At 70.3% G+C, this 24,988-nt stretch carries 23 protein-coding genes and 1 tRNA gene; 16 read left to right on the top strand and 8 right to left on the bottom strand.

The window, feature by feature from the left end; all coding sequences use genetic code 11:
- Positions 1-3,206: cell wall-binding repeat-containing protein (locus AC59HU_RS17260; protein WP_497224661.1), on the bottom strand; the 3,206-nt coding region annotated here is incomplete at its 3' end.
- Between the two features lie 193 nt (positions 3,207-3,399).
- Between AC59HU_RS17260 and AC59HU_RS17255 the strand changes: the two genes are divergently transcribed.
- Both AC59HU_RS17255 and AC59HU_RS17250 read left to right on the top strand, forming a co-directional pair.
- A complete protein-coding gene (locus tag AC59HU_RS17255) occupies positions 3,400-4,605 on the top strand; it encodes a sensor histidine kinase (protein WP_497224660.1) in 1,206 nt (401 codons plus the stop codon).
- Positions 4,602-5,819, top strand: coding sequence for a hypothetical protein (locus AC59HU_RS17250; RefSeq protein WP_497224659.1), 1,218 nt, complete (start codon positions 4,602-4,604; stop codon positions 5,817-5,819). Before AC59HU_RS17255 ends, AC59HU_RS17250 begins: the two co-directional genes overlap by 4 nt.
- Before the next feature lie 54 nt (positions 5,820-5,873).
- On the opposite strand, the gene AC59HU_RS17245 is transcribed toward AC59HU_RS17250, so the two are convergent.
- A complete protein-coding gene (locus AC59HU_RS17245; protein ID WP_497224658.1) occupies positions 5,874-6,737 on the bottom strand; it encodes a TetR/AcrR family transcriptional regulator in 864 nt (287 codons plus the stop codon).
- Positions 6,738-6,927: 190 nt separating this feature from the next.
- Between AC59HU_RS17245 and AC59HU_RS17240 the strand changes: the two genes are divergently transcribed.
- The 3 genes from AC59HU_RS17240 to AC59HU_RS17230 are packed head-to-tail and all read left to right on the top strand — an operon-like array spanning position 6,928 to position 9,976.
- Entirely contained in the window at positions 6,928-7,797 is an 870-nt protein-coding gene (locus AC59HU_RS17240; RefSeq protein ID WP_497224657.1) for a hypothetical protein, read from the top strand.
- Positions 7,794-8,756, top strand: coding sequence for a ThiF family adenylyltransferase (locus AC59HU_RS17235; protein WP_497224656.1), 963 nt, complete (start codon positions 7,794-7,796; stop codon positions 8,754-8,756). The genes AC59HU_RS17240 and AC59HU_RS17235 overlap by 4 nt, the downstream gene beginning before the upstream one ends.
- A gap of 44 nt (positions 8,757-8,800) precedes the next feature.
- Positions 8,801-9,976: a heparan-alpha-glucosaminide N-acetyltransferase domain-containing protein gene (locus AC59HU_RS17230; protein WP_497224655.1), complete on the top strand. Its 1,176-nt coding sequence runs from the start codon at positions 8,801-8,803 to the stop codon at positions 9,974-9,976.
- 16 nt (positions 9,977-9,992) lie between these two features.
- On the opposite strand, the gene AC59HU_RS17225 is transcribed toward AC59HU_RS17230, so the two are convergent.
- Positions 9,993-10,235: a hypothetical protein gene (locus AC59HU_RS17225; RefSeq protein WP_497224654.1), complete on the bottom strand. Its 243-nt coding sequence runs from the start codon at positions 10,233-10,235 to the stop codon at positions 9,993-9,995.
- Positions 10,236-10,556: 321 nt separating this feature from the next.
- Between AC59HU_RS17225 and AC59HU_RS17220 the strand changes: the two genes are divergently transcribed.
- The 4 genes from AC59HU_RS17220 (at position 10,557) to AC59HU_RS17205 (ending at position 13,519) form a co-directional block, all read left to right on the top strand.
- On the top strand, positions 10,557-10,943 hold the full coding sequence (locus AC59HU_RS17220; protein WP_497224653.1) for a VOC family protein: 387 nt from the start codon (positions 10,557-10,559) through the stop codon (positions 10,941-10,943).
- A 44-nt stretch (positions 10,944-10,987) separates the two neighbouring features.
- A complete protein-coding gene (locus AC59HU_RS17215) occupies positions 10,988-12,076 on the top strand; it encodes an Rv2578c family radical SAM protein (RefSeq protein ID WP_497224652.1) in 1,089 nt (362 codons plus the stop codon).
- A gap of 317 nt (positions 12,077-12,393) precedes the next feature.
- A complete protein-coding gene (locus AC59HU_RS17210) occupies positions 12,394-13,005 on the top strand; it encodes a thymidine kinase (RefSeq protein ID WP_497224651.1) in 612 nt (203 codons plus the stop codon).
- A gap of 58 nt (positions 13,006-13,063) precedes the next feature.
- Positions 13,064-13,519: a hypothetical protein gene (locus tag AC59HU_RS17205; protein WP_497224650.1), complete on the top strand. Its 456-nt coding sequence runs from the start codon at positions 13,064-13,066 to the stop codon at positions 13,517-13,519.
- 385 nt (positions 13,520-13,904) lie between these two features.
- On the opposite strand, the gene AC59HU_RS17200 is transcribed toward AC59HU_RS17205, so the two are convergent.
- From AC59HU_RS17200 to AC59HU_RS17190, 3 genes are all read right to left on the bottom strand, one after another.
- Positions 13,905-13,978, bottom strand: a tRNA-Pro gene (locus tag AC59HU_RS17200).
- Between the two features lie 88 nt (positions 13,979-14,066).
- The gene (locus AC59HU_RS17195; protein WP_497224649.1) at positions 14,067-14,999 is read right to left on the bottom strand and encodes a metallophosphoesterase; all 933 of its coding nucleotides are present in this window, start codon (positions 14,997-14,999) and stop codon (positions 14,067-14,069) included.
- Between the two features lie 32 nt (positions 15,000-15,031).
- On the bottom strand, positions 15,032-17,491 hold the full coding sequence (locus AC59HU_RS17190; protein ID WP_497224648.1) for a transglycosylase domain-containing protein: 2,460 nt from the start codon (positions 17,489-17,491) through the stop codon (positions 15,032-15,034).
- Positions 17,492-17,602: 111 nt separating this feature from the next.
- Between AC59HU_RS17190 and sp36 the strand changes: the two genes are divergently transcribed.
- Positions 17,603-17,758 carry a Sp36 family protein gene (sp36, locus tag AC59HU_RS17185; protein WP_497224647.1) on the top strand — a complete coding sequence of 52 codons (156 nt, stop codon included), beginning with the start codon at positions 17,603-17,605 and terminating at the stop codon, positions 17,756-17,758.
- A 50-nt stretch (positions 17,759-17,808) separates the two neighbouring features.
- A complete protein-coding gene (locus AC59HU_RS17180; protein WP_497224646.1) occupies positions 17,809-18,282 on the top strand; it encodes a RidA family protein in 474 nt (157 codons plus the stop codon).
- 46 nt (positions 18,283-18,328) lie between these two features.
- Here the strand turns inward: AC59HU_RS17180 and acs are convergent, their stop codons facing one another.
- Complete coding sequence (gene acs, locus AC59HU_RS17175; RefSeq protein WP_497224645.1) at positions 18,329-20,305, bottom strand: acetate--CoA ligase; 1,977 nt, start codon at positions 20,303-20,305, stop codon at positions 18,329-18,331.
- Positions 20,306-20,763: 458 nt separating this feature from the next.
- Between acs and AC59HU_RS17170 the strand changes: the two genes are divergently transcribed.
- The 5 genes from AC59HU_RS17170 (at position 20,764) to AC59HU_RS17150 (ending at position 24,553) form a co-directional block, all read left to right on the top strand.
- Positions 20,764-21,834: a TadA family conjugal transfer-associated ATPase gene (locus AC59HU_RS17170; RefSeq protein ID WP_497224644.1), complete on the top strand. Its 1,071-nt coding sequence runs from the start codon at positions 20,764-20,766 to the stop codon at positions 21,832-21,834.
- A 41-nt stretch (positions 21,835-21,875) separates the two neighbouring features.
- Positions 21,876-22,892, top strand: a complete 1,017-nt coding sequence (locus AC59HU_RS17165) for a type II secretion system F family protein (protein WP_497224643.1) — start codon at positions 21,876-21,878, stop codon at positions 22,890-22,892.
- A gap of 224 nt (positions 22,893-23,116) precedes the next feature.
- The gene (locus AC59HU_RS17160; protein ID WP_497224642.1) at positions 23,117-23,377 is read left to right on the top strand and encodes a DUF4244 domain-containing protein; all 261 of its coding nucleotides are present in this window, start codon (positions 23,117-23,119) and stop codon (positions 23,375-23,377) included.
- Between the two features lie 163 nt (positions 23,378-23,540).
- Positions 23,541-23,864, top strand: coding sequence for a TadE family type IV pilus minor pilin (locus AC59HU_RS17155; RefSeq protein WP_497224641.1), 324 nt, complete (start codon positions 23,541-23,543; stop codon positions 23,862-23,864).
- A complete protein-coding gene (locus AC59HU_RS17150) occupies positions 23,861-24,553 on the top strand; it encodes an Rv3654c family TadE-like protein (protein WP_497224640.1) in 693 nt (230 codons plus the stop codon). The genes AC59HU_RS17155 and AC59HU_RS17150 overlap by 4 nt, the downstream gene beginning before the upstream one ends.
- 47 nt (positions 24,554-24,600) lie before the next feature.
- Here the strand turns inward: AC59HU_RS17150 and AC59HU_RS17145 are convergent, their stop codons facing one another.
- Positions 24,601-24,834 (bottom strand): DUF8847 domain-containing protein, encoded by a 234-nt coding sequence (locus tag AC59HU_RS17145; RefSeq protein ID WP_497224639.1) that lies wholly within the window; start codon positions 24,832-24,834, stop codon positions 24,601-24,603.
- Positions 24,835-24,988: the final 154 nt, after the last annotated feature.

Below are 24,988 nucleotides of genomic sequence, written 5' to 3'. Positions count from 1 at the left end.
CCGAACGTCGCCTCCGCGATCGCCCGGGACGTCGCGTACCGGTCAGCACCCTGCAGACGCGTCACCGGAGCGATCTCGTTCAGCGCCGACTCCACCGCGGGGCTGACCGTGTTCGGTCCGCCCACGACCAGGATCGAGGTGGCCTGCAGGCGACCGACCTCCGCCAGCACCGAGGTCGGGATCGACCCGGCCGGCGTGAGCAGGATCGGCGCACCGGCGGCCGCGGCGGCGGGGGCCGCCGACAGCGCGTCGGGGAACGACTCGCCCGAGGCGATGACGACCGTGGTCGCCCCGGTCGGGAAGCCGGCCTCGGAGGCCGCCACCGAGGCCGCATAGCGGTCGGCGCCGGAGATCCGGTCGACCGGCACGGTCACCCGGAGCGTGGCGGTCGCCGTGGCCGAGGACCCGGCGCCGACGGCCGTCAGGGCCGCCTCGCCGAACGCGGCATCCGTCGGCACGACGACGGTGAACGACACCGAACCGTCCGTGCTGACCACGGGGGTGGAGGCGGCCGCGCCGGCCAGGGTGAGGGAGACCGACTCGCCGACCCGGAAGCCCGAGCCCGTGACGGTGACCGTGTCACCCGGATGCGCGGTGGCCGACGACAGGGTCAGCGTGCCCGGGGCGGCGAGCGCCTCGGCACAGGCGTCGCCCTGCACGCCGACGGGCGGCAGCGAGGTGCCGGGCTGGCCGCCCGTGACCACGCCGTCGTCCTCGCGGACCAGGATGCTGCCGAAGGCCTCACCGATGGTCGCACCCTGCTGGGTGTCCGAGACGTTCGTGATGTAGGTCGCCGACGCCGCGGAGCCCGCGGCCGAGTCGCCCTGCACCGCGACGGAGACGGGCTTGCAGATCTCGCCGACGGCGAAGTCCACCTGCTGCATGGCCGAGAGCACCTTGCTCGACGCGTTCGGGGCGATCGCGCTGACGTAGACCGTGGTCGGCACCTCCGCGGGGCGGGAGAGCACGACCGGGAGGTCGGCGTAGCTCACGCCGTCGCCCTCCTCCACCTTGACGTCGGTCATCGACACGAAGGGGCGCGTCGAGAGCTCGGGCGTGCCGAGCGTGACCGGCTTCAGCAGGCTGAGGTCCGAGAGCAGCACGCCACCGGCCGCGCGCGGCGCGGTGAGGCGCACCTGCTGCACCGAGGTGAGGTCGACGCCGGTGAAAGCGGTCGTCGGGATCTCGATCTGCTGCAGCAGCACCTTGCGGAGCGGGTCGACCGAACCCGGGAGCACCGTGAGTGCGTCGCCGAAGCTCGAGGCGGTCACCGAGGCGGTGCCGCCCTTCGAGTCGACGACCGTGACCGTGAGGTCGGTGCTTCCCCCGACCGCCACCGAGTCGTCGGGCGAGACGCGGAACGACAGGCTCTCGTGAGCGCTGAAGTCCGACGCCGACGCCGGCACCGGGATGCGGAGCTGGCCCGCGGCCGCGGTGTTCGAGGCCGGCGCGGTGTAGGTGAAGTGCAGCGACGGGGTCGACGGCACCGAGGTGGCGCGGCCGTTGCCGTACGGGGCGCTGAGGAAGCCGTAGTCCGGCGCCTGGGCGAAGCCGAGCTTCGTCACGCAGTAGGGGAGGGTCGAGGGCACGTCGAGCGGGCTCATGCTGACGCAGGCCTGGTAGGTGCCGGCGCCGGTGGCCTGGATGCTCTGGTCGGGAGCCGTGAACAGGTTGATGTCCGTGCGGTCGCTCGGGGCCTGCGTGGCGGAGACGCGCACGTCGGCCTTCGAACCGGCCGACGCGGGCTTCGCATCCGACCCGTCGAACATCGGCATGAACTCGTCGTCGCCGCCGAGGGTGAGTCGGAACCAGGCGGCGATGTAGGCGTTGCCGGCCTGGTACTGCTCGTCGGAGTTCAGCCGGGTGGTGGAGACGTTCGCGCCGCAGGTGGGGTCGGTCTGACGGGAGTCCATGATGGCCCAGTCGTCGCTCGTCGCCACCGGGTACTTGCCCGGGGTCCACGCGGTGTTGAAGAAGTTGTGGTTCGTCCCCATGATCAGCACCGAGGAGCGGAACACGTCGTCGCCGAAGGCGTGGCGGGAGTCGTCGATGTACTTCTGACCCATCTGGTCCTCGACGTCGCCGTCGCAGTAGGGGAGGAGGACCGCGGTCGGGATGCCGGGCACCGTCATGCGCGTGTAGTCGGTCGGCGCGAGCGGCAGGACCGCCTTGATGCCGTAGGGCTCGCCCTGCTGCAGGTTGAGCAGTGCCGCGCGCATGATGCCCTCGCCGCCGCGGGAGTGGCCCATGAGTCCGACGTTGTCGAGATCGAGGTGGCCCTTGAGCTCGGGGCTCAGGCCGTTGTCGACGCCCGCGTTCGCGGCGCGCAGCAGCGCCAGGTGGTCCATGACCAGCTGGGCGCGGGCGAGCGCGCCGGTGTCGTCGGCGAGCGTGCCGTCGAGCGCGTTGATCGCGTTCGCCGAGATCGACACGACGGCGTAGCCCTGCGAGGCGAGGATCTGCGCGGCGTCGTTGTACCCGAGGTAGCTGGCGACGTCGGTCTGGCCGGGGCCGCAGGGCCAGGCCAGCGGGTTGCGCGTTCCGCCGGCGCAGGAGGTGTGGCGGCCGTGCAGGAAGACGACGACGGGAGCCTCGGCCGTCAGCCCCTCCGGCATGAACACGGCGGCGCGGATCTCGCCCTTGCGGTTGAACCCGCGGATGTCCTCGGCCTCGTCACCGAGGTTGTAGTCCAGCCGCTTGACGGCGTAGCCGCCGGTCGCGGTGGGGTCGGCGGCGAGCACCGGGTTCACCAGGGTCGACGGCAGCTGGGTGGCGAGCTGCTCGGCGGCCGAGCGGTCGACGTCGGCCGTGACCGCGGGGTCGCCGGAGCCGAGCCAGCCCTGGTCGACGACCGTGGCGGTGGCCGCGGCCTGGTCGGGCGTCGTGACGGTCAGGGTCAGGCCGTCGAGCGATTCGGTCGCGGCGCCCAGCTCGACGCCGTCGGCCCACAGGGTCGGCACGTCGCTGCGCACCTCGAGCGGCTCGCTCAGGGTCTTCGTGACCAGGTAGCCGCCCGGCACCTCGGTCACCGTGAAGTCGTCACCGGCGGCGACCGGGGCGGCGAGGGTCGGGGCGACGGCTGCTGACACCGTCGCGGGGGCTGCCGGAGAGGCGAAGGCCGGAGCGCTCAGGAAGGCCGGAGTTGCGGCGGCGACGACGGCCGTGAACACGGCGGCCGCCCTCCACCGCGGATGTGATGCGGACACAGTTCTCCTACTCGGTAAAAGGGGGATCCTCAGCACGCTATCGGCGGCGGTCGGGCCGGGTGCCCGCGGAAATCGGATGGAAACACACTGTTTACAGACGATCGTCTTGCGAACTCGACCGGTGCGGCGTGGCACACTTCACACGGGGCCTCGCAGGCCTCGCAGGCTTCGCAGGATCTCGGGGGGAGGGGATGTGCCGGCACTTCCGCAGGGGGCGAGTGCGCGGAGCGCCGCAGCCGCACTCTCCAGCGCCACCCTCGGGCTAGGGTCGAGCGCACTCGTGATCGCGGCGGTGCTCCTGGTCCTCCGCAACGTGGAGTCGCCGGAGCACGACTCGCGAGCGGCGCTGCTCCTGCTCCTGCCGCTCGCCGGCCTCATGGTGCTGGCTCACGTCCGCCGCACGCTCCCGGTGATGCTGCTCTACCTGGTGGTCGGCACGGTCTCGATCGCCGGCTACGCGGCGATCATCCTGCCGAACGCACCCGCCGTGCTCGCCGAGTCCCCGTTCATCCTGGCCCTGCCGCAGATCGCCTTCGTCTACACGATCGCCCCCACGGTGCTCGGTGCGCGATCCATCGTCTTCATCGCCCTGGCATACCTCCTCGGTCAGTCGGCCGTGCTCGCCACCGCGGTCTGCACGGGCGTCTTCCCGGACTTCGATTCGATGACGGCGGTCGCGGCGTTCGTCATCCTGGCGGTGGGGGTCTCGAACCTGGTGTTCCGGCACCGGTCGGCGGTGGACTTCCGTGCGGTCGAGCGGGCGCGGCGCGAAGCGGATGCGATCGCCTATCAGCAGGAGCTCGAGACCCAGGTCGTCGCGCTCTTCCACGACACGGTGCTCAGCGAGCTGACCGTGCTCGCCCAGCAGGAGCCGGGCCCGTTGAGCGAGTCGCAGCGCGTCGCCCTCCGCCGCGACCTCGGGATCATCGAGGAGGGTGCGTGGTGGCCCAGCCGCTCCACCGAACCGGGCCGTGGAGCCGTCCCTCCGCTGATCGCCGAGGTGATCGACCGGATGCGCGGCGAGGGCCTCGAGATCGAGGTCGGCGGAGACATCGCCTCCCTGCACCGGCTGACGCCGGAGGTGGGCACCGCGGTGGCGCTCGCCCTGCGCCAGGCGCTCGTCAACGTGCAGCAGCACTCGGGCACGACCCGGGCCGAGATCGGGGTCGACGGGGAGCCGGATGCGGTGGCCGTGATGATCGCGGATGCCGGGCGGGGCTTCGACGAGGCCGCGGTGCCGGAGGACCGGTTCGGGGTGACGCAGTCGATCCGGGGCCGGATCCACGACGTCGGCGGAACGGCGACGCTCTGGACCTCGCCCGGCAGCGGCACCGCGTACCTCTTCACCCTGCCCGTCGCCGCCGAGCACCGCTGGCCGAGGGAGGCGACGCGCCCATGAGGGGTTTCCTCGCCTGGCGGAGCGCCCCGCACCGGTTCGATCCGATCAGCGCCGGGGGCATCCATCCCTTGATCGGGGTGGCCGGCGCCGGCGTGCTCTTCTACGCGATCCTCCGGACCGTCACCGGCGCGAGGCTGATCGAGGATGCGGGCGCCGCGTCCGCGGCCATCCTCCTCCTCGTCGTGGCGACCCTCGTCCTCGTCGTCGTCACCGACCCGATCAGGACGCCGGTGCGGTTCCGCGACTTCGCCGTCGTGGTCGTGCTGGCGAACGCGGCGAACATCGCCTCGGCGATCTCCAGCTGGGATTCGGACGACCTGATCTGGGACAGGTGGGGGCCGATCGTCGTCGGGGTCCTCATCCTGGCCTTCGCGGAGTTCCGCCCCGGGCGGGACCTGGCGGCGGCGACCACGGTCTCGATGCTCGCCGTCGGGGTGACCGCGGCGCTCGAGGCGCCGACCAGCTCGATCCCGATCTCGGTCACGGCGGCGGTCATCGCGGCGACCCCGGTCATCCTCTTCGGCGCGGCCGGCGCGGTGTTCTCCTACCGGGCGAGCCTCGCGCTCTCCCGCGAGAAGGAGGCCGCCGCGAAGGAGGTGAGCGGGCTCACCCGGCGGGTGCGGATCCGGGTGCGGGAGCTGCTGCGCGAGACCGGGCGCAGCATCCTGTCGGTCGAGCTCGTCCCGTTCCTCGAGGGGATCCTCGAGCGCGACGCAGTGACCGCGGCCGACGTGCGGCAGGCGCGCCGGATGTCGGCGGTGCTGCGATCGGTCATCATCACCGACATGGGGCTGCCCTGGCTCGAACGGATGGCGCGGGCCCACCCCGGCCGGCTGGCCGTGCACGACGACGGGGGCCGCGGCGACGAGCTCTCGATGGAGCAGAAGGTCGCCCTGAGGGCGTTGACGACGGCCGTGCTCCGGATGCGGTCGGCCGAGCCGGCCGTCCCGGGCGACCCGGCCTACGCGGGCGACGCGGGCGACGCGTCGGACCCGGCGGGGGAGCCGGTGCGGATGCGGGTGGATGCGGTCGGCGCGCACCGCAGCGTCCTGCTGCGCCTCCCCTACGGCGGGACCGAGGCGGGCGCGCGGTTCCGGCTCGGCACGTTCCTGACCGTGATGGGGGCCGTGTTCGGGCGGTCGACGGTCAGCGTCGAGGAGGGCGAGCTGCGACTGCTGTTCGTCTACGAGGCCGAGCCCGACGCGCAGGAATGAACTCGTCGGACGACGAGTCGTGACGTGGCGTGTCGCGACGTGGCGGGCGTCGGCTCAGTCGTCGGTGCTGCGGCTGCGGGGCTGCACGACCGGCAGCTCGTCGATGCCGCCGGAGAGGCGTGCGATCGCGGCCTCGGCGTCGTAGTTCGGGTCGGGCACGATGAAAGCCATGATGATCGCGTGGTACGAGATGGCCGCGAGTGAGACCTCCGCGGGCCGGCCCTCGTTGTCGACGTTGTAGCGGCCCTCGACGAGGTCGGGGATCGTGGTGCGGGCGATGCCCAGACCCTCGATGATCGCGGCGGCGGCCACCACCAGAGGGCGGTAGTCGTCGTTCAGGTCGGGGCGCAGGCGGTAGCCGACCGCGGGGACGATGTTGCGGTAGAACACCTCCATCTGATCGAGGAAGGCGAGCTCGCTGTTGCGCAGCGCCTCGATGATCCGCTCCCGCACGCGGGTGTCGGGGTACGAGAGGGCGGTGCTGGAGAGGGCGACGTAGGTGCGCCACTGGATCGACGAGGTGACCGACTCGAAGTTCTGCTCGGCCGCGAGGCCGGTGACGTCGACCAGGATGCGGCGGCGGCCCTCCTCGGTGCGGAGCTCGTCGGCCCGGAACCCGAGGTACTCCCACGTGGCGACGAGCGACTCCTCGTCGGCGCGGCCGGGGGAGACCTGGTTCGCGACCTCGCTCAGGAGCTCCTCGAAGAAGGCCTCCTTCGACTCCCAGATGCGGTACACCGAGCTGCGGGGCACGCCGGCGGCCTTGATCAGGTCGTCCATCAGGAGGTGCTCGAACCCGACGGTGAGACCATTGGTCTGCACCAGGGCCAGGGCGGTGTCGAGAAGCTTGGTGCGCACCTCGTCCTTCGGCACGCGGACGCGGCCGGCAGCCGACTTCGACCAGCTGTTCTCAGACATGTTTGCCCTTTCCGAAACCATTTTGAGACATAACGTCCCAAGTTGCAAACGACATGCCGCGCTTCTATGCTCGGGTCACACGGCTGCGTGCGCCGCGCGGACACGCCGGACGGCCATCCGCCCTTGTACAACGGAGGATTCGAAGTGGTCCGGATGTCGACTGTAGGGGACCAGGCGCGGAGGACCATCGGTGTCGCGGATTGATCGATCGGTCAGCAACGCGGCGGTCATCCCGGTCATCATCGGGTCGCCGGCATTCCTGACGGACCCTGAGGCCCGGCTCGCCACCGGGATCATCGGGATCAACGGCGTCGCCCTCCCCGGTTTCGAAGACGCCTACCACCAGCACTTCGAGTTCCGCCGCCGGGTCTACGTCGAGCAGACCGGCCAGCTCGACCCGTCCGACCTCTCCGACGACGGTACGGACCGGGATGCGGACGACGCGCGCTCGGTCACGTTCGCGGTGCTCGAGAACGCTCCCGAGGGCGTCCGCATCGTCGGGGTCGCGCGCACGATCATCAAAGGCGCCGACGGCGTCGATCGGCCTCTGCCCGTGGAGGAATTCTGCCCCGAGCTGTTCGCGGAGGATCCGCTCGACCTCGGGAGCGTCGAGGTCTCCCGGGTGATCGCCCGGCACGAGCGCGTCGCGATGCAAGAACTCGTGCAGTGGCACCTGTTCGCCCTGATGTCCTCCTACTTCTCCTCGCACGACGTCGGCCGCACCTTCGCGGTCATCGAGCCGTGGCTCGAGCGCCACCTGGCCGGCGTGCTCGCGATCTCCCGGATCGGCGAGCCCCGGTACATCGAGCACTACCTCGACTACAACCTGCCGGTCGAGTTCGACCTCGCCGGCTCGGCCGAGCGGATCACCGAGCGCAACGCGACCATCCTCGGCCAGCTCGCCGCCGCTGACGGCGCCCTGGAGTACTTCGGCCGCATCTCCCGCGTGCAGCGCGAGGCCGCCGCCGCGGCGGCCGCCGGTTCCCGCGCGGGCTATCCGGCGCGAGTCACGTCCTCCACTCCGTCCTTCTCCGCCGAGGCTGTGGTCGAGGGCGGATGAAGTCGCTCGACGCGCCCGAGTTCTCGCGCAACTACGGGTTCTGGAGCGAAGCGGAGCAGGCGGCCCTCGTGGCCTCCCGGGTGGCGATCGCCGGGGTCGGCGGGGTCGGCTTCCAGGTCGGCACCAAGCTCGCCCGGATGGGGGTGGCGAGTTTCGCGGTCGCCGATCCGGAGGAGTTCGAGCCGCAGAACGCCAACCGGGTGCCGGGGGCCTCGGCGTCGACCTACGGCCGCTCGAAGGTCGACGTCTTCCGTGAGCAGGTGCGCGACATCAATCCGGATGCGGTGGTGCACCGCTACCACGACGGCGTCACCGTCGAGAACGCGGCCGAGTTCCTCGCCGGGGCGAACCTGGTCTTCGACGAGTCCGAGACCACGCATCCGGAGATCGGGACGACGATCGCTCGCCAGGCCCGCGCGCTCGGCATCCCGGACCTGCTCGTGGTGAACGTCGGCTTCGCCGCGACCGTCACGGCCTTCCATCCGCGCAGCCGCTTCACCTTCGAGCGCTTCATGGGCCTCACGCCGGATGCACCGCTGGAGGAGATCGCGCGGCAGAAGGTCGACTTCGGCCGCTTCCTCCCCTACGTGCCGCCGTACAGCGACCTGCGCGGCCTCGTCGCGATGACCACCGACGGGCCGACCGGCGAGCGGCCCTCCCTCCCCTCGATCGCGCCCGGTGTCGACCTGGCGAGCGCGATCGGCACGACGCAGGCCTTCCTCCACCTCACGGCGGCGGCCGGCATCGCCAACCGGCGTCGCCGCCCGATCTGGGCGCCCCGGGTGGCGTTGCTGGATGCGTACACCCTGCGCGGCAAGGTCATCCGCGCCTCCCGCGCGACCCACCTCCGCCACGTGCTCGCCGCGGCCCTCCGCGACCGCCTCGGCCGCAACCCCACCGCGGCCTACACCCACGCCGACCTGGCCCGTCGAGCCGCCCCGCCCCCGCCCCGCCCCTGATCGTTTCAGGCAACCATCGACAACTCCTGAGGTATTCTCAGGGAATGCCCACGTCGTTCGACTCACCCCGCATCGCGAGTCTCGACCTGGTGCGGGGGCTGATGCTCGTCGCCAGCGTCACGGTCAACTCCCTCCTGGCGACCGAGCCGTGGTTCGCCCATGCGCCGTGGGACGGCGTGCAGCCGTTGGATCTCGTCTTCCCCGTCTTCGTCACGCTCACCGGGTGCGGGCTCGCCTTCGCGTTCCACCGCCGGGTGCGGCCGGGGCCGCTGCTCCGCCGGGTCGCCGTCCTGCTCCTCGTCGGTCTGATCTACAACGCGATCGCCCTCGACTCCTGGAGCGGGGAGACCTGGTGGTTCACCGGGGTGCTCCAGCTCTACGCGGGGGTGGTGGCGGTGATCGGTCTGCTGCATCTCGTGGTGCGGGGGTGGATCGCCTGGGCCGTCGTGACCGTGATCCTGGCGGCTGCGCACACGATGCTCCTCGCGGTCTGGGCCCGTGGATGCGAGGGCGGGGCGCTCTCGCCCACCTGCAACCCGTCCGGGGTGATCGACCCGGCCGTCTTCGGCGACATTCACCTCTACCACCAGGGGGCCGCGGGCTACGACCCGGTCGGGCTGGTCGCGCTCCTCGGCGCCCTGATCAGCGCCTCGGCGGGGGCGACCGTCGGGCACCTGCTGCTCGCCCTCCGTCGCCGCAGGTCGTCGGATGCTGTGGCCGGCGACGCGACGGCGGCTCGGGCGCGGCGCGGCGTCGGAGTGACAGCCGCCATCCTGCCGCTCGGCGCGCTCGCGCTCGGTCTGGCGCTCCTCGGCCAGCTGGCGCTCTGGGTGCCCGAGCTCCTCACCGGCGACGTTCCGCTCGTCATGAAACGGCTCTGGACCCCGCCCTTCGCCCTGCGGATCGCGGCCGTGACGACGATCGCGCTGCTGATCGGGCACCTGATCGCCGACCGGCGGCGGGTGGGCCCGGTCGTCGGCGCCGCGATCTGGCCGCTGGTGGCGCTCGGGCGCAACAGCCTGCTGGTCTACTTCGGGTCGCACGTCGTGATGAGCGTGCTGGAGCGACCGACCGCATCCGGCACCACCATCGCCGAGGAGCTCGCGCGGAACCTCGCGATCGCCGGGGACGCGCAGCTCGGGTTCACGGTGGCCGCGCTGGCGTTCTGGATCGCGCTCGCGTGCCTGATGCGGCGCGCGGGCGTGTTCCTGCGACCGTGAGGGGCAGGGCTTCAGGTCAGACGGCGATCCTCATGATGGGCCCGGTCGCATCGGCGGGGGTGTAGTGCACGATCGCGTCTTCGGGGGCCTCGAAGGGCCCCGTCCAGGCGAATCGGTCGTGCCGATGCGTGAGCTTCATGTGCCAGCCGTCCTTCATCAGATACACGGTGGCGAGCGGCGTGCTCGTCTCCGGATCGTCCTCAGGGCGGCAGAGGATCGCGATGGTCTCGGTCTTCCGGTGGATCACGATGTCGTTCACGAGACCGACGATAATCCTCTCAGCCAACGCGCATGTTACGAGCAGAATAAAATCTCTCGCCAGGTTGCGCCAGATGTCGAATTGGGCCGCAAGGGGCTCTCCGCCGAACGGCTCGACAGTGTAATGTGAGGCCAACGGGGACGTCCTAGGCGGTCCTGGATCATGGCCGTAAGGGTAACGGCTCAACATGACGGGACCGTTGACGCCTCCTTGCGGGATGAGAGTATCGGGTCCTCTCATCCCGCTAAATTTTTGTCCCGACGCGGTCGTGCATCCGTCGGCCGTGCCGCCTCGACCCCGGCGGCGTGCTTGACTTCTCGGGTGAAGCTGAAGCGCGTGCACCACATCGCCGTCATCGCCACCGACTACGAGCGGTCGAAGGCGTTCTACCTCGACGTGCTCGGCTGCACGCTGCTGAGCGAGGTGTACCGCGCCGAGCGCGACTCGTGGATGGGCGACCTCGCGCTGAACGGCGAGTACCTGATCGAACTGTTCTCGTTCCCCGACCCGCCCGCGCGACGGAGCTGGCCCGAGTCGACGGGCCTGCGCCACCTGGCGTTCGCGGTCGACTCGGTGGCCGAGGCGCGGGAGGAACTGCTGGAGAAGGGGGTGCGCTGCGAAGAGCTCCGCACCGACCCGCACACCGGCGCCGCCATGATGTTCTTCTTCGACCCCGACGGCCAGCCGCTGGAGCTCTACGAGGCCTGATCCGCCGACGTTGCGCACCATTCGAACATGTGTTCGAATAGGGCATGCGCTGGAACGGACAGACCCTCGCCGCCGAGACGCCGGCGACCCTCCCCGGGCTCGCCCGGCTGAACAATCTCGTCAGGAGCGTGCAGACCCCGGAGTTCGCGGGCATCACCTTCCACGAGGTGTTGGCCAAGAGCGCGCTGAACCACGTGTCGGGCGCGAGCACGGTGATGCCCTTCGCCTGGACGATCAATCCCTACCGCGGCTGCTCGCACGCCTGCGTCTACTGCTTCGCCCGGCCCACGCACTCCTACCTCGAGTTCGACGAGGGCAAGGATTTCGACCACCAGATCGTGGTCAAGGTCAACGTGGGGGAGGTGCTCGAGCGCGAGCTCGCCAAGAAGTCGTGGAAGCATCCGGCGGTGGCGCTCGGCACCAACACCGACCCGTACCAGCGGGCCGAGGGCCGATACGCGCTCATGCCCTCGATCATCAAGGCGCTGGCGCATTCCGGCACCCCCTTCTCGATCCTCACCAAGGGGTCGCTCCTCCGCCGCGACCTCGACCTGATCTCCGAGGCAGCCGAGGTGGTGCCGGTGAGCATCGCGATGTCGATCGCCGTCTACGACGACGAGCTGCAGCAGTCGATCGAGCCGGGTACGCCGAGCACCAAGGCTCGGCTGGCGACCGTCGCGGCGGTGCGCGAGCGGGGGCTCGAGTGCCAGGTGTTCCTGATGCCCGTGCTGCCGCTGCTGACCGACACCGTCGAGCACCTCGATCACGCGTTCGGGATGGTGGCGGCCGCCGGCGCCTCGAGTGTGGTCTACTCGGCGCTGCACCTGAAGCCCGGGGTGAGGGAGTGGTTCTTCGGGTGGCTGGGCCGCGAGCATCCGGAGCTGGTGTCGCCGTACGCCCGCATCTACGCCAAGGGCCCCTACGCCCCCAAGGAGTACCGGGAGTGGTTGGCTGCCCGGGCCAAGCCGCTGTTCCGCAAGCACGGGCTCAACCGCGCGCGGCCGGTCGGGGTGACCGGAGGGCCGTCGAGGTCGGGCGCCCTGCCCGAGGGGTTCGCGCCCGTGGGGTTCGCCCCGACGTCGGTGCTGCCGTCGTTCGGGCCGGTGGGGGATTCGCAGCCGATGCTGTTCTGAGGGCTGTGGCCGCTGCTGGTCGCTAGCCGCTGCCGGTTGTCGCCGTGGCCGCCGTGTCGTCGGTCGCTCGTGGGCTTCCGCTGGTCGCTCCGACGCCGGACAGAAAGGTGGCCGGTCGCGGATGGGGAAACGCACGACCGGCCACGAGACCGGCCGAGGATGGGGATTCGGCGGCCAGTCTCCAATTCGGGTGAACTGATACGACTATGGTGCGTCCGATTTCCTCACAAGCCCTGCATTTCCGCTGGTAATTCACCCACACGCTCACCCTCGCCCGCAGCGCCCTCGGGTCACGGCGCGGGGGCTAGGGTGTTCGGGTGGCGAAACTGTATTTCCGATTCGGGGCGATGAACAGCGGCAAGAGCACCTCGATGCTGCAGGCCGCCTACAACTACGAGGAGCGCGGGCAGCACGTGCTGATCGCGAAGCCTTCGATCGACACCAAGGGCGACATGCGGATCGTGTCGCGGCTCGGGGTGACGCGGGACGCCGACTTCCTGATCGCCCCCGAGACGGATGTGCGGGCGGAGTTCGCCGAGCGCCGGGCCGAAGCGGTCCGCGAGACAGGGGTCGACATCAGCTGCCTGCTGATCGACGAGGCGCAGTTCCTCACCCCCGCCCAGGTCGACGACGCGCTGCGGATCGCGATCATGGACGGCGTCCCGGTGCTCGCCTACGGCATCCGGAGCGACTTCCAGACCGCGGGCTTCCCGGGCAGCATCCGTCTGCTCGAGGTCGCGCACAGCCTGGAGGAGCTCAAGACCATCTGCCGCTGCGGGCGCAAGGCGATCTTCAACGCCCGTCGGATCGGCGAGCGGTACGTGTTCGACGGTGCGCAGGTGGCGATCGACGGGGAAGACGTGACCTACGAGTCGCTCTGCGGCGCCTGCTACCTCGAGGAGTCGCACGGGGTTCTCGGCCGATCGTGACCTGCCGACCGGGCGGCGGATGCTACGGTAGCGGGCATCCGACTCCCAGGGGGCACACATGCGACGCTCGACTTCCCGCATCCGGTTCGTAAGCACGATCGCCCTGGTGGGCGCCGCCGCCCTCGGTCTCGCGGCCTGCAGCGGCACGACCTCGACTGATTCGGGGTCCGGCGCTGGCACGGGCGCTGCCACCAGTGCTGCCGCCTCGGGCTCCGCCGGTGCGGGCGTGCTGCCCCCGGTGATCGTGACGATCGCCGACCTCGACGGCACGACCGTCACGGTGCCGCTCGGCAACACGGTCGACCTGGTCACCGCGAAGGACTCGGATGTCACGGCCTGGTCGGCGACGATCTCCGACGACACCGTGGCCGAGTTCGTCCCGGGCAAGACCGACGGGGGAGCGACCTTCAACCCGGGGCTCAAGCCGTTGAAGGAGGGGAGCACCGATGTGGTGCTGACCGACTCGACGACCGGGGAGAAGGTCGCGTTCGCGGTCGACGTGACGGCGGGCTGAGCGGCTCGGTGCCGTTCGGTGCCGGGCGCTCGGCGTTCGGCGAGGTGGGCTAGGCGTTTGGCGGGGTGGGCTCGGCGCCCGGCGCCCGGCGCGCTCAGCGCACCCGGTCGCGCAGGGAGATGGACTTGCCGATGACGACGGCGATGGCCGTCGCGATCGCGAGCCAGGATGCGGCCGCGATCCCGATGACGGTGACCAGCTCCATGACGACTCCCGACTCTCCGGCTCCGATGCTCGGATTCCTCCGAGAGTACGTCGGGTCGTGCCGGAGGCCGGGCGGCCGCGCCGCCTTTCACCCCCGGATTCACCCCTGAACGGGGGACGGGCTCAAAACGAGAAACCGGCCGGAGACCATGTCTCCAGCCGGTTTCTCGTTTTCTTACTGTCGGGGTAGCGGGATTCGAACCCACGACCTCCTCGTCCCGAACGAGGCGCGCTACCAAGCTGCGCCACACCCCGAAGTGGTTCGCTGCGTCACCGCAGCTGAGGCCTCAATAAGGATAGCCGATAATCCGACCTCCCGAGAACGCTTCCGTTCTCGGCCCGCTCAAGGCTTCGGCGCGAGGGTGAGCAGGGTCGCCTCGGGCGGGTTCGCGAACCGGAACGGCGCGTAGATCGAGGTGCCGACTCCCGCCGAGACGTTGAGGTACGCGGAGTGGAATCCCCGACGCCAGAGGCTGAGCCCCTTGACCTGTTCGCGCGGGATGTCGCAGTTGGTGACGATGGCGCCGAAGCCCGGCACGCAGACCTGCCCGCCGTGCGTGTGCCCGGCGAAGATCACCTCGGCGCCGTGCGTGACGAAGGAGTTGAGCACGTACTGGTACGGCGCGTGCGCGACCCCGATCGTGACCCGAGGGCCGCGGTCGTCCTCCTCGCGGAGTTCGTCGAGGGCGCCCGGGATGCGGTCGAGTCGATCGAAGTGCCGGTGCGGGTCGTCGACGCCGAAGAGGTCGATGATCGTCCCGTTGACCTCGAGGGTCACCGCGCGGTTGTTCAAGTTCTTCCAGCCCAGGGACCCGAAGTAGCTCTCGAGGGCGGCGGTGTCGAGTCGCTCGACGGCCTTCGGATGCTTCGACGGACCCATGAAGTACCGCAGCGGGTTCTTCAGGGTCGGCCCGAAGTAGTCGTTCGAGCCGTTGACGTAGACGCCCGGGATGCCGGCGAAGACATCCAGAGCCGAACGGATGCCGGTCAGGCCGTCACGATGGCCGAGGTTGTCGCCGGTGTCGACGATGAGATCGGGCGCCAGGCGGGCGAGCTCGCGCACCCACTGCTGCTTGTCCTCCTGCCACGGCGCCATGTGCAGATCCGAGAGGTGCAGCACGCGGATCGGCGTGGAGCCGGGCGGGAGCACCTCGACGGTCGCGGTGCGGAGCGTGTACCGCGTGCGCTCGACGACCACGCCGTAGGTGAACGCGGCGGCGCCGGCCGCCGCGACGACGCCCAGGGCGGTCGCGGCGGCCCGCGTGATGGTGCTCACGAGCGGATGCTCACGGTGCGGTGCATCCGGGGCTAGCCCGCCTTCGCGGTCTGGATGCGGAGGATGTCGCCGCCCGCCCGGATCGGGCTGCCCGCGCCCGGGTTGGTGCCGGTCACGCGCGCCGAGCTGTCGCTCGGCCCGTCCCACTGCACCTGGCTCAGCCCGATGCCGGCCGAGGCCAGCACGCCGAGTGCGGCGTTGGGGGAGAGTCCGGTGATGTTGGGGATGGTCCGGAGCTGACCGTTCGAGGTGTAGACCGTGATGGTCGAGCCCTTCGAGGCGGTGCCGCTCGGCGAGTAGCTCTCGACCGCGCCGGCCGCTGCCGTGCCGTCGATCGCCCCGCCGTCCTGGAAGTCGAAGCCGGCCGAGGTCAGAGCCGCCTTGGCGGCGTCGATCGACATCCCACCGAGGTTGGGGATCTGCACCTGCACACCGTTCAGGAGCTTGGTGTCCGCGGTCGGGAACGCCCCGCCGGGGTACTTGCCGTCCGCATCCGTCATGTACTGCTTCCAGACCGCGTGACGCACGTTTCCGCCGCTCACCCCGTCGATGGAGGTGTTGCGGATGGAGACGGTGCCGACCACGTTGCCGACCCAGACCGCGGTCGCCAGCGTCGTCGACGCTCCGACGAACCAGGTGTCCTTCTCGGAGTCGGTGGTACCGGTCTTACCGATGTGCGGGATGCCGTCGTTCGGGTTCGACGCGGTCGCCGTTCCCGAGTTGATCACGGTCGCCATGGCGTAGGCCATCGTGGCGGCGACGTTCGGGTCGACCGCCTGCGTGCAGGTGCTCTGCGGAACCGGCAGCTCGTTGCCCGAGGAGTCGAGGATCTTGTCGATCGCGATCGGGGTGCAGTACACGCCGTTGTTGGCGACTCCCGCGAAGGCGGCCGCCATGGTGAGCGGCGCGATCTCGTTGGTGCCGAGCACCGCGGAGGGCAGCTCGACCAGCGGGTTGCCGTCGGCGCGATGCACGCCGAACGACTCGGCGGTCTTGCGGATCTCGCACTGGTCGAGCTTCTGCGCCATCCGGAGGTAGGCGAGGTTGACCGAGTCGCGGGTCGCGTTCAGCACCGAGACGTTACCGGGGTTCGCGCCACCGTCGTTCTTCACCGAGTAGGTGCCGCCGTTGCCGCCGGTGCAGCTGTCTTTGAACTGGGCCAGGTTCAGCGTGCCCGGGCTGCCGTTGACGATGTCGTTCAGCGAATGACCTGTCTTCAGCCACTCCGCGAGCGTGAAGATCTTGTAGGTCGAACCGACCTGGAAACCCGTCGATCCACCGTAGTCGAAGTCGGTGCTGTAGTTGATGGCCGAGGCGCCAGCGTTGCTGGCCGTCACCTCGGGATCGGCGCTGTAGTCCTTGTTCTGCACCATCGCGAGCACGCGACCGGTGCCGGGCTGCACGGTCGTGAGCGAGGCGCCGAGGTCGAAGTCGTAGGTCTTCGGCACGTAGTTGTTGACCGCGCTCATCGCCGCACCCTGGAGCTCGACGTCGAGCGACGTGTAGATCTGGTAGCCGCCGGTCTTGAAGTTGGTCCAGCGGGTGTCCTCGTCAGCGCCGAAGGCAGGGTCGTTCTTCACGATGTGCGTGACGTAGTCGCAGAAGAAGCCGGCGGCGATCGGGTTGGCCGTCTGGCAGCCGGTCGACGGCTCGACGATGTTCGGCGTCACCGGCGTCGCGATGGCCTCGTCGTACTGCGCCTGGGTGATCTTGTGCTCTTTGAGCATCGAGGGCAGCACGTCTTTGTCACGGCGCGCCTGGTTGTCGGCGATATTGGTGCCCTGGTCGGCCGGGACGTCGATGCGGAGCCCGTTGGGCTCGTTGACCGTCGCGACGAGGCTCGCGGCCTGCGCCAGGGTGAGGTCGGAGGCGTTGACGCCGAAGTAGTACTGCGCCGCCGACTGGATGCCGTAGACCCGGCCGCCGAACGGAGCGATGTTGAGGTACCCGAGGAGGATGTCGTCTTTCGAGTACTCCTTCTCCAGGCCGATCGCGAGCTTGATCTCCTTCAGCTTGCGGTCGAGCGTGGTCTTCGTGGCCTCCTGGTAGGCGGCGTCGCGCTCGGCCTCGTCCTGGATGGCCTCGGCCTTCTGCACCTGGATGTTGCGGACGTACTGCATCGAGATCGTCGACGCACCGCTCGAACCGGTGTCGGCCGCGTTCTGGGCGGCGGCACGGAGGGTCGAGGTGATGTCGACGCCACCGTGGGTGTAGAACCGCGGGTCCTCGGTCGCGATGACCGCGTCTTTCACGAACTGCGAGATGTCGTTCCAGCCGACCTCTTCGCGGTCCTGCTCGAAGACCGACGCGAGCAGCACGGGGCTGCCGTCGCTCTTCTTGGCGTAGATGTTGGTCTTCTCGGCGAGAGCGTCGGGCTTGATGTAGCTCGGCAGGTTCTCGAACATACCGATGGAGTTGTTCGCGGCAATGCCGGTGACAGCGAGAGCGGGCGTGACCATGGCTGTGACGAGGATGCCCGCGATTGCGCTCATACCCACGATGCCCAGAATGGCTCCGACCACACCGCTAGCCGTGGCTTTCGGGGCAGACATAGGATCAAGGGTAAGTGACAAACCTAGGAATAGCCGAGAGAAGGGCCGCCCGTGCCGAAGTGGGAGTACGTGACGACACCCCTCATGATCCACAACACCACCGGAATCCTGAACACCTGGGGTTCTGAGGGCTGGGAGCTGGTGCAGATCGTGACCGGGCCCGAAGGCGGGCTCGTGGCGTACCTGAAGCGGCCGTTGGAGGCCTGAGGCCACGGTCTTTCCGCGGTGGAGCGGCGGATCTTCGCTAGCGTAGGCGCATGTCTCAGATCTCTGCGCGCCTGACCGAGCTCGGCGTCACCGTCCCCACCGTGTCCGTCCCGGCCGGGGCGTACGTTCCCGCCGTCGTCAGCGGTTCGCTCGTCTACACCGCGGGGCAGCTGCCCTTCGTCGACGGAGCCCTGTCGCGCACCGGCAAGGTGGGCGAGGGGTCCGACGAGCTCGTCCCGCCGGCGGAGGCGAAGGAGTTCGCCCGCACGGCCGCCCTGAACGCGCTCGCCGCGGTGGAGAGTGCGATCGGGTCGCTGGACCGGGTGACCCGCATCGTCAAGGTGACCGGGTTCGTCGCGTCGGATCCGTCGTTCGCCGGTCAGCCCGGCGTGATCAACGGCGCCTCCGAGTTCTTGATGGAGGTGTTCGGCGACGCGGGCGTGCACGCCCGGTCGGCCGTCGGCGTGGCGGTGCTGCCGCTGGACTCGCCGGTCGAGGTGGAGATCATCGCCGAGTTCGCCTGATCTGGGAGTGAGCCGGGCGTGAGCCCGGCCCACCGCGGGCCGGGTGCTACTTCTTGCCTACTTGGCCCGTGATCGTGCTCATGACCATGGTGTCGGCCAGTGTCGTCGTGTCGCCGATCTCCCGGCCTTCCGCGATGTCGCGGAGCAGGCGGCGCATGATCTTGCCCGATCGGGTCTTCGGCAGCTCGCTGACGATGAAGACCTGACGCGGGCGCGCGATGGCGCCGATCTGCGCGGCCACGTGAGCCCGCAGCACCGCCGCCGCGTCGTCCGCCGCAGCGGCATCCGCTTGGCTCGCCCGGGTGATCACGAAGGCCACGACCGCCTGACCCGTCGTATCGTCGGAGGCGCCCACCACGGCGGCTTCGGCGACCATGGGATGCGACACCAGGCTCGACTCGATCTCGGCGGTCGACAGGCGGTGCCCGGAGACGTTCATCACGTCGTCGACGCGGCCGAGCAACCAGATGTCGCCGTCCCGGTCGAAGCGGGCGCCGTCTCCGGCGAAGTAGGTGGTGGGGCCGAACTTCGACCAGTAGGTCTCGACGAACCGCTCCGGATCGCCCCAGATGCCCCGGAGCATGCTCGGCCACGGCTGCGTGATCACGAGGAGGCCACCCTGGTCGGCCCCCGCCGAGCGGAAGCGCTCGTCGACGACGTCGACCGAGATCCCCGGGATGGCCACCTGGGCCGAACCCGGCTTGAGCGTGGTCACCCCGGGGAGGGCGCTGATCATGATCGCACCCGTCTCGGTCTGCCACCAGGTGTCGACGATCGGGGTCGTGCCCCCGCCGATCACGTCGCGGTACCAGACCCAGGCCTCGGGGTTGATCGGCTCGCCCACGCTGCCGAGCAGTCGCAGGCTCGACAGGTCGAACTCCTGCGGGATCTGACGCCCGAGCTTCATGAAGGTGCGGATCGCGGTGGGGGCGGCGTAGAGGATCGAGACCTTGTACTTCTCGACGATCTCCCACCAGCGCCCGGGGTGGGGCGTGTCGGGCGTGCCCTCGTACATCACCTCGGTGGCGCCGTTCGCGAGCGGGCCGTACACGACATAGGAGTGGCCGGTGATCCAGCCCACGTCTGCGGTCGACCAATAGACATCCTCCTCCGGTCTCAGGTCGAACACAGTCTTGTGCGTGAACGAGGCCTGGGTGAGGTAGCCGCCGGAACTGTGGAGAATTCCCTTCGGCTTCCCGGTTGTGCCGGAGGTGTAGAGGATGAAGAGCGGGTTCTCGGCCGGGAACGGCTTCGCCTCGTGCTCGGCGTCGACCTGGGCGATCTCCTCGTCCCACCAGAGATCGCGGCCCTGGTGCCAGTCGACGTCGCCGCCCGTGCGCTTGACGACGAGCACGGTCGAGACGGTGCTGGTCCGGCCATCCGCATCCGGTTCGAGGGCCTTGTCGACCGCGGGCTTCAGGGGGAACGCCTTGCCCTTGCGGAAACCGCCGTCCGCGGTGATCACCAGTTTGGCCCCCGCGTCGTCCACGCGTGACCGGATGCTCTCGGCGCTGAACCCGCCGAAGATCACCGAATGCACGGCGCCGAGGCGCGCGACGGCGAGCATCGCGATGACCGCCTCGGGGATGAGCGGGAGGTAGATCGCGACGCGGTCGCCCTGCGTGACGCCGAGGGCGGTGAGCAGGTTCGCCGCCTTCTTCACCTCGGCGGTGAGCTCGGCGTAGGTGAAGCTCTTGGAGTCGCCGGGCTCGCCCTCCCAGTGGATGGCGACGCGGTCGCCGTGGCCGGCCAGCACGTGCCGGTCGAGGCAGTTGTAGGCCACGTTGAGCTCGCCGTCGTCGAACCACTTCGCGAAGGGCGGGTTCGACCAGTCGAGCGCCGTGGTGAAGGGCTTGTGCCAGTGCAGGAGCTCGCGGGCCTGATCCGCCCAGAAGTCCGGGCCGCCCTCGGTGCGCGCCTTCTCGTACAGCGCCTCGGTGGCGACGGCGTTCTGGCTGAAGTCGGCCGGGGGCGGGAACCGCCGTGCCTCGTGCAGCAGGTTGTCGATGTCGTCGGCTGTCATGCTCGTCCTCGCTCCTTCGCGATCGCTCGGTACCCGACGATACTGCACCCTCCGACGGGCCCGTGGATGCGGTGGTTGCGTCGGGTTGCGAAGTGCGGCCGGTGGGCATTTCAGTCGTAGATCACTGAGAATTCGCTGGAGTGGTTTGTCCCGATGTTACGAGCGGGTAAACTCGATCTCACCGGACCTCGTGTTCGGATGCAACGCACTAGTGATTCCCCCCAATCCAGCGTTGCTGCGGCGGCACCCTTCCCCCCATTGGGTGCCGCCCCTTCTCTTTTAAGCGGTCTTTCGGGCCGTGTTTCGGCGGTTCGTCTGGGTGTGATCCGGCCGTTCGTCTGGGCATGCGATTCGGTCGTCCGTTCGTCGGCCTCTCCACAAGGCGCACCGCGGCGGGCGGTTTCCACAGTCACGCGTCTCGCGCTCGTCGCCGCTCTCGCTGTGCGTACCGTGCTGGCATGCAGTCGGTCCTCGCCATCTCCCCGCCCACGCCTGCGCCTCCGCGCTCACCTTCACCTTCATCGTCACCTCCGCCTCCGCGCCTCCGCGATCTCGTGCACCTGGAATCGGTCTTCGGCCCTCTCGCGACCGTGCTCTGCGACCCGGCTGTGACAGACGTCTTCGTCAACGGCCACCGCGACCTTTGGGTCGACCGCGGGGGAGGTGCGCGCCGCGAGGCGGCATGGTCGTGTCCGAGTGAAGAGAGCCTCCGTGCGTTCGCCGTGCGATTGGTGGCCCGAGGTGGTCGCCACGTCGACGAGTCGACGCCCTGCACCGACGTCCGCGTCGAAGGGATGCGGGTGCACGTCGCGCTGCCGCCCGTCGCGGTCGGGGGCACGCATCTCTCGGTCCGGGTGCCGCAGCGCGACCATCCCGGGCTCGACGACCTCGAGCGGCGTGGACTCTTCGGGGTCGCGCGCCACGGGGGCGCGGCGGACGACCCCGCCGTCCCCAGGGCCCGACGTGCGGTGATCGACGACGCCGTGAGGATGCGCACCAACGTGCTGGTGACCGGGGCGGCCGGCAGCGGCAAGACGACCCTGCTCTCGGCGCTCCTCGCCTCGGCCGACCCGTCCGACCGGATCGTGGTGATCGAGGACGTCACCGAGCTGCGGATCGACCATCCCCACGTCGTCGCGCTCGAGGCCCGCCAGCCGAACCTGGAGGGCGCGGGCGGGATCGGTCTGCCCGAGCTCCTGCGCCAGGCACTGCGGATGCGCCCGGACCGCCTGGTGCTCGGCGAGTGCCGCGGGGCCGAGATCCGCGAGCTCCTGTCGGCCCTGAACACCGGACACGACGGCGGAGCGGGCACCCTGCACGCCAACACTCTCGACGACGTGCCGGCGCGCCTCGAGGCCCTCGGTGCGCTGGCCGGCCTCGACGGCCCGGCGATCGCGCGCCAGGCGGTCAGCGCGATCGGCCTGGTCTGCCACCTCCGCCGCACCCCCGCTGCCCGCGAGATCGAGGCCTTCGGCCATCTCGCCCTGGACGCCCGCGACCGCCTCACCATCCACCCCCTCGCCCTCTGATGCCCCGCGCCCCCCACCCGCCCCGCCCCGCCGGGTCCGAGATGCGGCGCGATGGACGCGGAGATGGTCGGAAGGCGGGGGAGAGGAGGCCGGCCAGCGAGGAGCTGGGCGCGGTCGTCGAGCGGCTGGCCGCGTTGGTGGGGGCGGGCGTCACGCCGGCGCGGGCGTGGATCCACGTGGGAGAGCGGAGCGCCGACCCGATGGTGCGCGACGTCGCCGACCGCGTCGCGCGTGGTGCGGAACCCGCTGCCGCGATCGACGCTGCGCTCGGCATTCGTCGGCGGAGAGCCTTGCTGCGGCCGAATCGCAGCGGTGCCCGGCTGGAGGAGTCGTGGCGGATGCTCGCCGCCGCCTGGTCGGTGGCGGTGGAGGCGGGTGCGCCGCTCCGCGAGTGCCTCGGCCGGATTGCAGGCTCGCTTTCGTCGGCGGGGGAGGTCGAACGTCGGACCGACGCCGCCTCGGCCGGTCCCGCCGCTACGGCGAGGCTCGTGCTCGCCCTGCCCGTCGCCGCGGTGCTGGGCGGATCGCTGCTCGGACTCGACACCGCCCGCATCCTCCTCCAGACCCCGGCCGGTCTCGGTTGCCTCACGCTCGGGCTCGGACTGATGCTGCTCGGTCATCTCTGGAGCCGACGCCTGCTTCGAAAGGCGCGGTCGACGCCGTCCTGCCCGGGGCTGGTGCTCGACCTGGTCGCCGTGGCGGCAACGGGCGGCGCATCGCCGGCGCACGCGATCGCGCTGGTCGAGAAGGCCTACGGCCGGTTCGGGCTCGCGCTACGGGATCTCGCGGAGGCGCGCGATGTGCTCGCCATGGCTGAACAGGCGGGCGCACCGGCGGTCGAGCTCCTCCGGCACGAGGCGACCCGTATCCGACGCGACGCGGTCTCGGCCGCCCTCCGCCGAGCTGCAGCCCTGGAGGTCTGGCTGATGATCCCGCTCGGCACCTGCATCCTCCCCGCGTTCGTCCTGCTCGCGATCGCGCCGGTCCTCCTGGCGGTCCTCCCGACCGCCCCTCTCTCTCCGCCCGTCCCCGCAGCGACCGTCACCCCATTGCCGTGAGGCCGCTGCTCGGTGTCGTCGTCCACGCAACTCCGCGGAGTGACGTCCGATTCCGAGTCCTGAACCCGCCCTGCCGGAAGCGTTCCATGACCGAACCTGACCCACCGCCAAGTAGCGGTCGTCCCGCCCCCGGGCGTGGCTTACCGACCGGTGATGGCCCACCTCACTGGACAGGGCCCTCCGCACAGAACCTCCACCACCCCATCAATCGAAAGGAACCAATCATGTCTGTTCATCCCATCGCCGAGATCGCCCTCTACCGGGAGCGCGGGCGCGCCGCCGGCCGGAGCGGGCGGCCGCCGTCGCGGGCGGGTGTGCTCCTGCGGGCGGTCAAAGACGAGAGCGGCGCTGCGACCGCGGAGTACGCGATTGTGCTGCTCGCTGCTGTGGGCTTCGGGGGTCTGATGCTCGTGATCCTGCGGGGCGACGAGGTCAAGGGAATGCTGACCGAACTCGTGCACCGTGCGCTCACGGCAGCGGGCTGACCCCGCACGCTGCGGCCGGGCCGTCAGAGTCGTGAACGCCGCCAGGGCTGTCAGGGCCGTCAGCGCCGTCGGAGCCTGCAGAACCGGCACAGCCGGCGGAGGCTGCAGAGCCGGCGGAGCCGTTGGAAGCGGAGGTGGCACGTGGGCTCGGGAGGACGGGTCGGTGACCGCCGAGTTCGCCATGGTGCTGCCGGCCGTGGTGCTGGTGCTCGCCGTCGCGGCCGGGGTGGTGCAGGTCGGCGCGGCCCAGGTGCGACTGACGGATGCGGCCGCCGACGCGGCACGGCTCGCGGGGCGCGGCGAGTCCGGGGAAGCGGCACGACGGATCCAGGCCGCCGTGGACGGAGCCGGATTCTCCATCTCGCAGGACGGTCTGCTGGTCTGCGTGACCGCGCGAGCATCCACGGCGATCGGCCCGCTGGCCGCTGCCGTCGACCTCGAGGCGCGCGGCTGCGCCTACGACGACACCCGAGCGGCGACCCCATGAGCATCCGCTCGTGGTGTCGACGGACTGGGGCGACATCGATGGACGCCGGTGGTCCGGCGGCGGTCAACCCATCGCTTCGGCGCATCGAGGCCCGACGCGTCCGCGACGGCACGGCCGCCCGAGGTCGCGCGTCGGTGGGGTGGTTCCTCGCGGGACGAGGCGGTGCCGATTGGTTCACGAGAACCTGCGCTCAGCTTCGTGCCGTCGCGGCGGGACGAGGTGGGTCCGGCGCATGCAGCGCCGGCGCCGGCGGGGGAGAGGAGGGCGGGGGTGCGGTGCTCGCGCTCTTCCTCGCGGGCGCGGTGGCCGCGCTGGTGTCAGCGGGGCTCGCTGCGGGACAGGTCGCGGTGGCCCATCAGCAGCTCCAGGGCGTCGCCGACTCGGCGGCGCTCGCGGCGGCCGACGTCGCGTCGGGTCGGTTACCGGGCGTGCCATGCGAGGCTGCAACGTCGGTCGCCATAACCCTCGGCGGTCAACTCGCTTCCTGCGCGGTCGGCACCGACACCTCGGCAACCGTCAGTGTCAACGTTGAGGTGCTCGGCTTCACCCTCACAGCCGCCGCTCGCGCGGGACCCCCACCGAACAGCAGCGGGATGGTCCCCTACTCACGCTCGCGCCACCCACCGACGTTGTACGGCAACCTGCGGTCGCAAGCTCAGTCGACGCCGGGCCAACCCAAGCCGAGATAAAGCGCCGCCGTGGCCGATCAGGACAGAGGGCTGGGCGGGGCCGAGGGTCAGCCGAGGGTGGACTCGAGGTAGCGGTAGTCGACCGCGCTCGGGCGGGCGGAGTCCGCGAACTCCAGGCCGGAGGCCCGACGGTAGACGTATTCCTTCGCGCTGGTCGACGCGGGGATGCTCAGCCGGGCCTGGGGCTCGCCCTGGTCGGTGAAGTCGGTGCGGAGGGTCTTGCCCTCCAGGGGTCCGTCGGTGAACTTCGCGGTGTAACTGCCGTTGTCGACAGGTGCCATCGTGATCAGCTCCTCTCCATTGAAGACGTTCAAGATGATCCATCACCATTGTGCCCCGCGCCCCCGGAAGCGCAATGGGAGGCGAGTTCGCGCGTCTCCCGACGATTTCGACCGATTAGCATTCACCCGGTCAGGGGTGTGTATGGTGTGCCTG

The organism is Herbiconiux sp. 320_LB (genome assembly GCF_059691755.1).
This window is presented reverse-complemented; position numbering and strand designations above follow the sequence as displayed.